This is a genomic window from Diaphorobacter ruginosibacter, from assembly GCF_014395975.1.
In the GTDB taxonomy this organism is placed as follows: domain Bacteria; phylum Pseudomonadota; class Gammaproteobacteria; order Burkholderiales; family Burkholderiaceae_C; genus Diaphorobacter_A; species Diaphorobacter_A ruginosibacter.
Genome location: NZ_CP060714.1, coordinates 2,481,556 through 2,494,397 on the forward strand (window position 1 = coordinate 2,481,556; position 12,842 = coordinate 2,494,397).

A 12,842-nucleotide genomic window follows, 5' to 3' on the forward strand; every position below is an offset into this window, starting at 1 on the left:
CTTACAGCGGGATGTTCCCGTGCTTGCGCCACGGATTCTCAAGCTGCTTGTTCTTGAGCATCGAGAGCGAACGGCAGATGCGCTTGCGCGTTTCGTGCGGCAGGATCACGTCGTCGATGAAGCCGCGCGCACCCGCCACGAAGGGGTTGGCGAAACGCTGCTTGTATTCGGCCTCGCGGGCCGCAAGCTTCACCGGGTCGTTCTTGTCTTCGCGGAAGATGATTTCCACGGCACCCTTGGCGCCCATCACGGCGATCTCGGCGTTGGGCCAGGCGAGGTTCACGTCGCCGCGCAGGTGCTTGGAGGCCATCACGTCGTACGCGCCGCCGTAGGCCTTGCGGGTGATGACGGTGATCTTCGGCACGGTGCACTCGGCATAGGCGTAGAGCAGCTTGGCGCCGTGCTTGATGATGCCGCCATACTCCTGCGACGTGCCGGGCATGAAGCCGGGAACGTCCACGAATGTGACCACGGGGATATTGAACGCGTCGCAGAAGCGCACGAAGCGCGCGGCCTTGATGGAGCTCTTGATGTCCAGGCAGCCCGCAAGCACCAGCGGCTGATTCGCGACGATGCCGACCGTCTGGCCTTCCATGCGCGCGAAGCCGATGAGGATGTTCTTGGCGTATTCGGGCTGCAGCTCGAAGAAGTCGCCGTCATCCACCGTCTTGGCGATGAGTTCCTTCATGTCATACGGCTTGTTCGGATTGTCCGGAACCAGCGTGTCAAGGCTCAGGTCGGCGCGGTCGGCCGGGTCGCGGCTCGGGCGTACCGGCGGTTTTTCCTTGTTGTTGAGCGGCAGGTAGTTGTAGAGGCGGCGCAGCATCATGAGCGCCTCGACGTCATTCTCGAAGGCCATGTCGGCCACGCCGCTCCTGGAGGTGTGGGTCACGGCGCCGCCCAGTTCCTCGGCGGTCACTTCCTCGTGCGTCACGGTCTTCACGACTTCAGGGCCGGTCACGAACATGTAGCTCGAGTCCTTGACCATGAAGATGAAGTCGGTCATGGCGGGCGAGTACACGGCGCCACCGGCGCAGGGGCCCATGATCATCGAGATCTGCGGGATCACGCCCGAGGCCATCACGTTCTTCTGGAACACGTCGGCATAGCCGCCCAGGGAGGCCACGCCTTCCTGGATGCGCGCGCCGCCCGAGTCGTTGAGACCGATCACAGGAGCGCCGACCTTCATGGCCTGGTCCATGATCTTGCAGATCTTCTCGGCATGGGTTTCCGACAGCGCGCCGCCGAACACCGTGAAGTCCTGGCTGAAAACGAACACCAGGCGGCCGTTGATCATGCCGTAGCCGGTAACGACGCCGTCGCCCGGGATCTTGGTCTCTTCCATGCCGAAGTCCGTGCAGCGGTGCTCCACGAACATGTCCCATTCCTCAAAGGTGCCGTCGTCCAGCAGCAGTTCGATGCGCTCGCGCGCGGTGAGCTTGCCCTTCTTGTGCTGGGAATCGATGCGCTTCTGTCCGCCTCCGAGTCGCGCGAGCTCGCGCTTTTTTTCCAGTTGCTCCAGGATGTCTTGCATGGTCGCTTCTTTCAGTGAAATACCGTGAGAGATGGCAATTGAGATAGATAGTTTGTCAGACGCTGTGGTCTTGGGCCGCGAGCAGCGCGCGCGCGGCGGTGGATGCCGCGACGCGGCCCGCAGCCACGTCGGATTGCATTTGCGGCAGCAACTCGCGCACATGTGGATGATGACGGAACGCCTGCTTCAGTCCGAAGTCGATGCGCTCCCACATCCACGCCAGCGCCTGCCGTTCGCGGCGCAGCTGCAGCTTGCCGTTGTTGGTTTGCAGGCGTTTGAATTCCTCGACGGCGTTCCAGAAACCCTCGACGCCATCGCCTTTCAACGCACTGATCTGCACCACGCGCGGCTGCCACTGCAACTCGTTGTGGTGCGCATGGTCCGGGTTGCCATGCATGCCGAGCAGGCGCAGGCTCGATGTGATCTGTGCCTGCGCACGCGTGGCGGCATGGGGATCGATATCGGCCTTGTTGATGACCACCAGATCGGCGATTTCCATGACGCCTTTCTTGATGGCCTGGAGATCGTCGCCGGCATTCGGTAGTTGCAGCAGGCAGAACATGTCCGTCATGCCGTGCACCGCAATCTCGCTCTGGCCCACGCCGACCGTCTCGACGATCACCACGTCATACCCCGCTGCCTCGCAGACCAGCATGGACTCGCGCGTCTTCTCGGCCACGCCGCCCAGGGTGCCGCTGGAAGGGCTGGGGCGGATGTACGCATTCGGGTGGACGGAGAGATGCTCCATGCGCGTCTTGTCGCCCAGGATCGAGCCACCCGACACCGTGGACGAGGGATCGATGGCCAGCACCGCGACCTTGAGGCCCTTGGCGATCAGGTAGAGGCCCAGCGTTTCAATGAAGGTCGATTTACCCACGCCCGGCACGCCGCTGATGCCCAGGCGGAACGACCTGCCCGTGTGCGGCAGCATGGCGGTGAGCAGCTCGTCGGCCTGCGCGCGGTGGTCGGCGCGCGTCGATTCCAGCAGCGTGATGGCCTTGGCCATCGCGCGCCGCTGCACTGCAGGGTGCCCCTGCAGGATGCCTTCCAACAACTGCGCTGGTGTCACTGTGCGGTGGCCTTCTTGATCTGTTCCAGCACATCCTTGGCGCTGGCCGGAATCGGCGTGCCGGGGCCGTAGACGCCCTTCACGCCCGCGCCGTACAGGAAGTCGTAGTCCTGCGCAGGCACGACGCCGCCAACGAACACGATGATGTCGTCCGCGCCCTGCTTCTTGAGCTCCTCGATGATCGCGGGCACCAGGGTCTTGTGGCCGGCGGCCAGCGTCGACACGCCCACGGCATGCACGTCGTTCTCGATGGCCTGGCGTGCGCACTCCTCGGGTGTCTGGAACAAGGGCCCCATGTCCACGTCGAAGCCCAGGTCGGCAAAGGCCGTGGCCACCACCTTGGCGCCGCGGTCGTGGCCGTCCTGGCCGAGCTTGGCGATCATCACGCGGGGACGGCGGCCCAGGTCTTCGGCGGCCTCGCTGATTTCGCCCTTGAGCTTTTCCCAACCTTCCGCGGAGTCATAGGCTGCTGCGTACACACCGGTCACCTTTTGCGTATCGGCACGATGTCGGCCGAATTCCTTTTCGAGCGCGTCGGAGACTTCGCCGACCGATGCGCGCAGGCGGATCGCCTTGATCGCCAGATCCAGCAGATTGCCTTCGCCGGTCTTCGCGGCTTCGGTCAGTGCTGCCAGGGCCGCATCGACGGCCTTCTGGTCGCGCTTGGACTTCATGTCGTTCAGGCGCTTGATCTGGTTGTCGCGCACCTTCACATTGTCCACCTCCAGGATGTCAACAGGGTCTTCCTTGGCGAGCTTGTACTTGTTCACGCCGACGATCACGTCCTTGCCCGAATCGATGCGCGCCTGCTTCTCGGCGGCGGCCGCCTCGATCTTGAGCTTGGCCCAGCCCGAATCCACCGCCTGGGTCATGCCGCCCATGGCTTCGACTTCCTCGATGATCTTCCAGGCGGCGTCGGCCATGTCCTGCGTGAGCTTTTCCATCATGTAGGACCCAGCCCAGGGATCGATCACGTTGGTGATGTGGGTTTCTTCCTGGATGATGAGCTGCGTGTTGCGGGCAATGCGCGCGCTGAACTCGGTGGGCAGCGCAATGGCTTCGTCCAGCGCGTTGGTGTGCAGTGACTGCGTGCCGCCGAACACGGCCGCCATGGCCTCGATGGTGGTACGCACCACGTTGTTGTACGGGTCCTGCTCGGTGAGCGACCAGCCGGAAGTCTGGCAGTGCGTGCGCAGCATCAGGCTCTTGGGCTTCTTGGCATCGAAGCCCTTCATGATGCGGCACCACAGCAGGCGCGCGGCGCGCATCTTGGCGATTTCCAGGTAGAAGTTCATGCCGATCGCCCAGAAGAACGAGAGGCGGCCCGCGAAATCGTCCACGTCCATGCCCTTGGCGATGGCGGTCTTCACGTATTCCTTGCCATCGGCCAGCGTGAACGCGAGCTCCAGCGCCTGGTTGGCGCCGGCTTCCTGCATGTGGTAGCCCGAGATCGAGATCGAGTTGAACTTGGGCATGTTCTTGCTCGTGTACTCGATGATGTCGCCGATGATCTTCATCGATGGCTGGGGCGGGTAGATGTAGGTGTTGCGCACCATGAACTCTTTCAGAATGTCGTTCTGAATGGTTCCGGAGAGCTTGTCCTGCGAGACGCCCTGCTCTTCCGCGGCCACCACGTATCCGGCAAGCACCGGCAGCACGGCGCCGTTCATGGTCATGGAGACGGAGACCTTGTCGAGCGGGATCTGGTCGAACAGGATCTTCATGTCCTCGACGGAGTCGATCGCCACGCCGGCCTTGCCCACGTCGCCCGTCACACGGGGGTGGTCGGAGTCATAGCCGCGGTGCGTCGCAAGGTCGAACGCCACCGACACGCCCTGGCCGCCCGCGGCCAGAGCCTTGCGATAGAACGCGTTGGACTCTTCTGCCGTGGAAAAGCCCGCGTACTGGCGGATCGTCCACGGACGCACCGCATACATGGTGGCCTGCGGGCCACGAATGTAGGGCTCCATGCCCGGCAGCGTATTGGTGTATTGCAGGCCCTGCATGTCCTGCGCCGTGTACAACGGCTTGACCGAGATACCGTCGGGCGTGATCCAGTTCAGGGCGGACACGTCGCCGTTGGGCGCGGACTTGGCTGCGGCCTTGTGCCAGTCTTCCATGCTGGGTGCTGCAAAGTTGTCGCGTGGTTTGGAGTCTTCGGTCATAGCAAGGGTCTGTGAAAGTTCTAGAGGTTCTAGTGGCCTGGGCCGGATTTCATTATGCAAAAAGAGACATCGAATTCATAATTATTGATCCAAAATTTTGAATTCAGCGAGAAATGTCATATCTTTGTCGGAAATTCATTCACTCACCTGTCACCAACGAGATCGAGAGGAGCAGAACGGGAGCGCGAAACCGGAAATCACGTTTACGTAAACGTCAATTCTAGCCATTCGCCAGCCGGATAGGGCAATTTTTGCGAAGGAATGCTCGCTTCGCAAGTCTTGAAGCGATGCACTTCGTCGCCCCTCTCCGTCTTTTTTCCTGCCGTGCCTGCCACCTTCTAGAATCCAGCCCGATCTATGAGCATTGCCACCCTTGCCCCCCGCGCCCTGTACGAAGAAGTTGCCGAAGCATTGCGCCAGCGGATCTTCTCCGACCAGCTCGCGCCCGGCAGCTGGATCGACGAGACCAAGATCGCCGAGGAGTTCGGCATCAGCCGCACGCCGCTGCGCGAAGCCCTGAAGGTGCTGGCCGCGGAAGGCCTGGTCACCATGCGGGTGCGCCGTGGCGCCTGGGTCACCGAAGTGACGCAGGAAGATATGCGCCAGGTCTATCACCTGCTCGCGCTGCTCGAAAGCGATGCTGCCGCCTGGGTGGCGGAGTTCGCCAGCCCCGCCCTGCTCAAGGAACTGCACGGACTGCATGCGGAACTGGCTGCGGCAACGCTCGACCGCAAGAAGTTCTTCGGCATCAATGAGCAGTTCCACATGCGGATCCTCGAGGCCACGCAGAACAAATGGCTGTTCCAGATGGTGCAGGACCTGCGCCGGGTGATGAAGCTCAGCCGGCACAACTCCCTGCTCAAGTCCGGCCGCATCGCCGACTCGCTGGCCGAACACGAGGTCATCATGGCCGCATTCGATGCACACGACCCCGAAGCGGCACGCCGCGCCATGCAGACCCACTTCGAGCAGGGGCTTAACGCAGCCGGATAGATCCAGCCTGCACAGGCGAAATGAAACCTCCGCGACATGCGGCACAGGTTGCATGCGGGTCAATGGGTAAGATGACCGGTTTTGGTGCAGGCGCAGCGACGCATACGACACAACGTGCGGCGCGGCCCTGCCCGCCTCCACCTGCTCCTAAGCTCCTACTGGATGCTGCATGAATTCGCCTGTTAACGAACTGCAAGACGTACACACCCTTCCAGCCCTGCTCACCCGGCGCGTGAGCCTGACTCCCGACGGCGAGGCCTATCGCCAGTGCAACTCGCAAGGCGAATGGAAAAGCCTGACCTGGCGCGAGACGCAGGCGGAAGTCGCCCGCCATGCACGTGCCATTGCGGCCACCGGGCTTCCCGACAAGGCCCATGTGGCCATCCTGCTGCCCAATGGCCTCAGTGCCATGTGCATCGATCAGGCCGTCATGGCCTGCGGCTACGCTCCCGTTCCGCTGCATGCCATCGACAACCCCGGCAGCATTGCCTACATCCTGCAGGATGCGGAGGTTTCGCTGCTGGTGCTCACCACCAGCGAGCAGTGGCAGCACATTGCCGATGCGGGAGAAGCCTTTCCCCACCTGCGCGGCGTGGTCATCGTCGAGGGCGAGGCCACCCCGGCCATGGGCGACAAGCCATCGCACGCCATTCCGGTGGCGGCCCTGCACGAATGGCTGGCGCATGCCCCCGCGGACCATCCGCTGCCGCCCGAACCCGTGGCGGAGGACCTTGCCGCCATCGTCTACACCAGCGGCACCACCGGCAAGCCCAAGGGCGTGATGCTGACGCATGCCAACGTGGTGGCCGACGTGAGTGCCGTGATGCAACGCATCGCGCCCACGGCCGAAGACGTGTTCCTGTCGTTCCTGCCGCTGTCGCACACCTTCGAGCGCACGGGCGGCTACTACCTGGCGATTGCGTCGGGCAGTTGCGTGGCCTATGCGCGATCCGTGGCGCAGCTGTCGCAGGACATGCTGATCGTGAAGCCGACCATCCTGGTGTCCGTGCCCCGCATCTATGAACGCGTGCATGCCAAGCTGCTGGAGGTGCTCTCGGCCTCACCATTCAAGATGCAGCTCTTCCAGGCCGCCCAATCCAAGGGATGGGCCCGGTTCTGCGCCGAACAGACGCTGCCCGCGCCCAAGGATGATGCCGAGGGCAACGGCGGCTGGATGCGCCTGCTTCCCTGGTCCGTGCTGCGCGCGCTGGTCGCCAGGCCGCTGCTCGAGAAATTCGGCGGCCGCGTGCGCGTGGCCGTGAGCGGGGGCGCGCCGCTGTCGCCCAGCATCGCCAGGTGCTTCCTGGGATTGGGATTGCCGCTGATCCAGGGCTACGGCATGACCGAGACCACGCCCGTCGTGTCCGTCAATACGCTGGATGACAACGATCCGTCAACGGTGGGCCGCGCGCTGCCGGGCGTCGAGGTGCGCATCGGCGAGAACCGCGAACTGCAGGTGCGCGGAGCCATCGTGATGCGCGGCTACTGGAAACGCCCCGAGGACACCGCACGAACCATCAATCCCGAAGGCTGGCTTGGAACCGGTGACCAGGCGGAGCTGGTGGACGGCGGACGCATCCGCATCCTGGGACGCATCAAGGAGATCATCGTCACGTCCACCGGCGAGAAGGTGCCGCCGGGCGACCTGGAAATGGCGATCACTGCCGATCCGCTGTTTGCCCAGGCCTTCGTCGTGGGCGAGAACCGTCCATTCATCGCCTGCGTGGCGTCCATCCAGGAAGAAGAGTGGCGCGCCCTGGCGGCCAAACTGAACCTCGACCCGGATGACCCGGCCAGCCTTGCGAGCCCAGCAGCCGAAAAGATCGCGCTGGAGCGCATTGCGAAGCAGACCATGGGTTTTGCACGCTATGCCGTTCCGCGCGCCGTGCATCTGGTGCGCGAGCAGTGGACCATCGAGAATGCCTTCATGACGCCCACGCTCAAGCTCAAGCGCAACAACCTGATGGGCTACTACCAGGAGGCGATCGACGCCATGTACCAGCGCCCGGCTCCGCGCTGAGCGCGCAGACAGCGAGCATGCCCCGAAGCGCCTCTGCTTCGGGCGCAGATGCCGGTTCAGGCGCGGTCGAGCTCCGGCACCAGGCTCAGCAGGTATTCCAGCGCCGCAGTGCCCTGCCGGTGAAAGAAACCGCCCAGGTCGTTGTCGCTCTCGACGATCTGATAGGCCATGCTCCAGCTCTCGAACTGCCGGCCCTGCGTTTCCTCCAGCGCCAGGAGTTCGTGAAAATCCGTATGGCGCGCATCCTGTCGAATGCGCTGCACCAGTCCGGCCAGCGGCTCGCTGGGCCCTTCGATGTACTGGCAGAAGTTCTGCCCATCGAAGACGAGCATGCCCGTGATGCCCTGGGAGGCATTGAATTCCCGGGCCACCTTGACGATGCTGGCCACCTGATTGATGACGCCCTCGGACGCCATGCGGCTGCAGTACATGAACCGGCTTTGGGTGATGGACATGGAGCACCTACGTATTGGATGCCGCCTATCCTACATGCAACTGCCGATTTCCGCTGATTGATTGATTCGAACGGATGGACAAGCTTGCATGAATTATGCAGAGCCGGAGCCTCTACCGCTCTTTCCATTCACCGAGGCCAGACCAGCAGCAACACGCCTGCCGCTGCGCACCATGCCATGGTGGCCAGCGTCAGGGTGACAGGAAGGCTCGTCCGCACGGCCAGCCAATAGACCACGCCAAGATACACGGCATAGGGAACCAGCGAGGCCAGACCGAACAGCGCCGTTGTGCGCAAGGCCTCTGCGGACCGTTCGCTGCCGACGATGTAGTGCGCGATCAGCGCGAACGTGGGAAAGAGAGGAACCAGGCCCGCAATGTAGAAATTGCGGGTCTTGGACAACAGCGCAATCGCCAGCACGGCCAGCGCGCCAAGAATGCATTTGAACAACAGGGACATGCCGGCTTCCGGGGTAAACGGGCACAGTATAGGCAGAGAACCCCGCCCATAAAAAATGATCCCCGAGCTTCGCATGATCCGCGGCCCCCCAACGGGGCGCTTTTCATTGGGGGCGGCCCGGCGATGAAAAATCGCGCCATCTCCCTCCGGGGAAATGGCGCGATCGTTTCCACAGCCAGCCGGGGATCAGCGTTGCTTCACCCGCCGTTGCCCTCGCGCGGCAAAGCCGGCAATCATTACCGCCAGCGCTCCCAGCGCCAGCGGGTGATCCACGGGCACCGGCGTGGCCTGCGCCGGCGGAGCGGCCTTGGCTTGCACGGTGAAGGTCTGCGTCTGCGGCGCGATACCGGAACCGGCGATCTCCGCCATCACGGTGACGCCCCCCTTGGGCAGATCGGCAGGGCCGGTCGCGCTGAAGGCATTGGCCGTGATCGTCGCATCGACGGTGGTCACCGCCTTGGTGAGCGATGTGAACGTCAGCCTGACGATGCTGCCATCCGCAACGTACGCCGTCGTGCCGCTGACCTGCGGCGCACTTCCCTCCTCCACGTCGGCAATCGCGGCAAGCACCATGCTCGGTGATGCGACCAGGGTCTGGCGCAGCACGATGCTGTAGAGGCCGGCCGCCGCGCCGGGCTCATTGATGCTGATCTGATAGGTCTGCCCCTGCACCACATTGAACGGCAGCGCATAGAGATCACGACCCAGCGAGGTCTGACCTCCGACGCCGCCCACCTGCAGGTCCGGAACGAAACTGCCCTTGCCGTCCATCGTGATGGTCACCTGGCCCGAGCGCGGAGCGGTGAACACGAACGTGGGTTCCGGCGTGCCGGTGTTCTGCGCAAATCCGTAGAACTTGACGTCCAGCGGCAGATTGACCCGTGTGCGTGTGAACGGCGGCGATTGGCTCAGCTCGTCCATCAGGTCGACCCAGGCTGCTTGCGACGCGGGGTTCTCGAACGAGGTGTAGGAGCCGCCACCCTCCAGAATCGCAGCGATCATGCCATCCAGTCGCTCGGCCACCTTGGTGAGCTTCTTCGCCGGTTCGCCATGCAACTGAGCACCCGACGCCGCACTCTTGGTGGTCACCGGCGTCAGATGGCCCAGGTGGACCTGCACATTGGCGGCCGTGGCCTCCCGGATCGCAGTCTGGACGGCTGCAGGGCCGTCGTTGTTGTCCATGTCGGTCAGCATGTACATGCGCGGCGTGTTCGCGTCGTGCACCGGAGGATGGGGTGTCGGCCGCATGCCCGTCAGCATGGCCGTGCTGCGGCGCACCGCCGCTGCAATATCGGTTCCGCCGTTCGAATCGATCCCCTGGAAGGCATTGCCATCCGCCAGTACCTTCGGATCGCTGAAATCGGCGATCACGCTCACCGCGCTATCGAAGTCGAGCGCCGCCACGGACAGGAGCCTGCCCTGCTCCGCTCCTGTCATGATGTTGGCGTTGCGCGCCGCCATCTTGGCCAGCATGGAGTGGGCCGCCTGGATGCGCAGGTTGCCTGGATCGGTATCCACGTTGCTGCCCGAGCTGTCGACCGCAATGGTGGCGAACTTCTTTTCATCGCCGAGTTGCACGCTGAACACCTCCGCATTGCCATAGTACGGACCGGTCTGCACCACCCCGCCTGCAGCGCCCGAACCCGAGGCCGTACCCTTCACCACCAGCACGACCTTGTATTCCGGCTTGTAGCCGGTCTTTTGCAGCGCGTTGACGATGGCCTGCACCTGGGCGCGCGGCATCACATATTGATAGCTGTTGTTGGCCGTGTTCAGCGTGCCGGTATCCAGCTTGACCAGCAGTTGATCCAGCGCCTCGCTGTAGAACAACAGTTCGAATCGATCCAGGCCCGGCATGCTGCCCGTCTTGTGCTGTGCCCAGCGCAGCACCACGGGATCGCTGTCGAGATTGCGTCGTGTCGGTGCATCGATGTCGCGGAACGGGTCGGGGTTGTAGGTCGTGTTGATGTTCGCCCCCATGCCGAACTCCGCCGATACGGCGCCGATCTGCAGGGCCTTCTCCACGCTCTCGGCGGAAACCGCTCCCACGTTGTCCAGTGCACCGGCCGCGGAGCCGACATGCACCTGGTAGGCCCGCTGGTAGAAGCCATTGAATCCATCGAGGTTCTTGCCGGTGATGGCGTTTGGCATCAGCGCCTGCAAAGGCACCTGCATGGACTCCTTGCAGTATTTCGAGCACCCCGCGCGGGCGTTCGGCTCCTCGCCCGCATCCGTCATGTCCCACATGAAGCGCGCAACCGCAGCCTCGCTGTCCTCGCCGTAGACATTCGAAACACCGTTGAGCGTGCCGCTGTCCTCAAGCGAGAAGCCCCCTGTGCCGCCACCCGTGGCGGCTCCGTCAAAACGGTCGTCACCCACATGGGGTACGCGGTTAGCGTATTTGCTGGACTTCCAGTAGCTCGTGGCAAACCAGCTCGCAAATGCCTCTTCCAGGGCCAACCGGTTGGATTGCTGCTTGTTCTGGAACGTGGCGGTGTTGGCCCCGTTGTCATATTGGTTGCCCAGTGTGTGTGCGCCACCCACGCCGATGATGGACTGGTTGGTACGGCTGATCGCGTGACCATACTCGTGCGCCATCACGTCCCAGTAGTAGGACTGCAGGGCGTCTACGTTGATGGAATCGTCATTGGGATCGTAAGCCGCTCCGTTGCCGGGCATCGGGAAATTGGTGCGCACCACGCTCAGCTGTGGAACGGTACCGGCCCCCGTGGCCGTCACGGCGTGCTCCGAGAGCTCATACATCGCCTGGAACACCGACCACGCCTGCGCATACTCAGAGCTGTAGCCGAACGGCGGCTGGCCCGGGATGATGTCGACCGCCGTGACCTGATCCAGCCTCAGGCGCAGGGCTTCCGACAAGCCCGAGGCACTGTTGTGCACCTGAACCTTGAATTTCTCGTGCTCCCCTATCAGCCATACTCGGTACTTCAGGTCGTTGACGGGTACCGTGAACTTGAATTCCCCATTGGCATCGAGCTGTCCGCTGGTGAACTTCCCCTGCTCGGGATCCGAGGGGTCCTGGACCTGGGCCAGATTGACCACGGCAATCCTCGCTCCTTCCAGCGGAAGGAATTGCGTGTAGCTCGCGTCCACCGGCCAGCGGATTTTCAGCGTCACGATGTCACCCTGCGCCAGGGCTGTGGCCTTGGCAAGGCTCTTGCTTCCGGTGGCCTCCGCACGCCTCGGGATGGTGCTGGAGATCGCATCGGCCTCGCTCCGCCAGATCTGCTGGTACTGCTTGAGGTCCTCCGCGGACAACAACTCGCTGATCGGTCGCTCGAGCACCGGCGTCTCGCCCGTGCTGCGCTGCTTCTGCTGCACGCTTGCAGTGGCGGCCTTGCGCTGCAGTGCCTGCAACTGCGCATGATTGCGCAATTGGTAGGCGGCCATCGCGCTCACGATGTTGCCCGCGTCGCTGCTGTAATAGACGCGGCCGTCCTTCAGCAGGAGCCAGAAATACACCGCAACCTGGAAGCTGTCGGCCTTCACATCGGCCCGCACCCGGTACATGCCCTCTTCTTCAAAGCTCGGACGCACACGCACGGTGGTGTCTCCGCCGGGCTGGCTCGCGAAGCGTGTGGCGGGGAGACGCAGAGCGCTCGTCCGGCCCATGCTGGCACTCAGCACGTCAAAGCGGATCTCGCCTTCCGCTCTGCCGCCCAGGTTCACCAACTGCACGGGCAGCTCGAACTGCCCAAGCGGCACGCCGGGCTGCTCCGCCAGGTCCTGGATGACCGCACCCGGCAGCTTCCACTCGGGCAGCGTGGCATGGGCCACACCGACACCGAGACCAGCGACCAGCGCGGCCATCAGATAAATGAACCAACGGTGCAACAAACCGTTGAATGGATTGGACATGCCTGCTCCCATATGTTGAATCCGTCACCGCCCCTGGGCATTTCCCGCGATGCGGGCGGCAAGAAGTCAACGAAGTTAACAAGCGGTTTACATTTACCCCACCCTACCAAGGTAGGGAAATTGATACATGGTTTTGCAGAGTTCCTGCATCTCGATCCAAAGCGTGGCGACGTCTGCGGCCTACAAATACGGATCAAGTAACGATTGATCTTTTCGTTGCCTTGTTACGAATGCTTATGATTCAGCGGGTCGTACCCGGCAACTTTTGG

Annotated in this window: 8 protein-coding genes; 2 read left to right on the forward strand and 6 right to left on the reverse strand. The window is 63.1% G+C overall.

The annotated features are described in order from the left end of the window. Window position 1 precedes the first annotated feature (1 nt). From H9K76_RS11190 to scpA, 3 genes are read right to left on the reverse strand one after another with little or no spacing between them, the layout of a single operon-like run. On the reverse strand, window positions 2-1,534 hold the full coding sequence (locus tag H9K76_RS11190) for an acyl-CoA carboxylase subunit beta (protein WP_187600302.1): 1,533 nt from the start codon (window positions 1,532-1,534) through the stop codon (window positions 2-4). Window positions 1,535-1,589: 55 nt separating this feature from the next. Then, complete coding sequence (meaB, locus tag H9K76_RS11195) at window positions 1,590-2,603, reverse strand: methylmalonyl Co-A mutase-associated GTPase MeaB (protein WP_187600303.1); 1,014 nt, start codon at window positions 2,601-2,603, stop codon at window positions 1,590-1,592. Then, a complete protein-coding gene (scpA, locus tag H9K76_RS11200; RefSeq protein ID WP_187600304.1) occupies window positions 2,600-4,768 on the reverse strand; it encodes a methylmalonyl-CoA mutase in 2,169 nt (722 codons plus the stop codon). Before scpA ends, meaB begins: the two co-directional genes overlap by 4 nt. A 357-nt stretch (window positions 4,769-5,125) precedes the next feature. Between scpA and H9K76_RS11205 the strand changes: the two genes are divergently transcribed. Then, on the forward strand, window positions 5,126-5,761 hold the full coding sequence (locus tag H9K76_RS11205) for a GntR family transcriptional regulator (protein WP_187600305.1): 636 nt from the start codon (window positions 5,126-5,128) through the stop codon (window positions 5,759-5,761). Window positions 5,762-5,930: 169 nt separating this feature from the next. Beyond that, window positions 5,931-7,781, forward strand: coding sequence for an AMP-dependent synthetase/ligase (locus H9K76_RS11210; protein ID WP_187600306.1), 1,851 nt, complete (start codon window positions 5,931-5,933; stop codon window positions 7,779-7,781). Window positions 7,782-7,837: 56 nt separating this feature from the next. On the opposite strand, the gene H9K76_RS11215 is transcribed toward H9K76_RS11210, so the two are convergent. From H9K76_RS11215 to H9K76_RS11225, 3 genes are all read right to left on the reverse strand, one after another. Further along, window positions 7,838-8,236: a BLUF domain-containing protein gene (locus H9K76_RS11215; RefSeq protein WP_187600307.1), complete on the reverse strand. Its 399-nt coding sequence runs from the start codon at window positions 8,234-8,236 to the stop codon at window positions 7,838-7,840. A gap of 128 nt (window positions 8,237-8,364) precedes the next feature. Continuing rightward, window positions 8,365-8,694 carry a GlpM family protein gene (locus tag H9K76_RS11220; RefSeq protein WP_187600308.1) on the reverse strand — a complete coding sequence of 110 codons (330 nt, stop codon included), beginning with the start codon at window positions 8,692-8,694 and terminating at the stop codon, window positions 8,365-8,367. 186 nt (window positions 8,695-8,880) lie between these two features. Further along, window positions 8,881-12,573, reverse strand: coding sequence for a vWA domain-containing protein (locus H9K76_RS11225; protein WP_187600309.1), 3,693 nt, complete (start codon window positions 12,571-12,573; stop codon window positions 8,881-8,883). Between the last annotated feature and the right edge of the window lie 269 nt (window positions 12,574-12,842).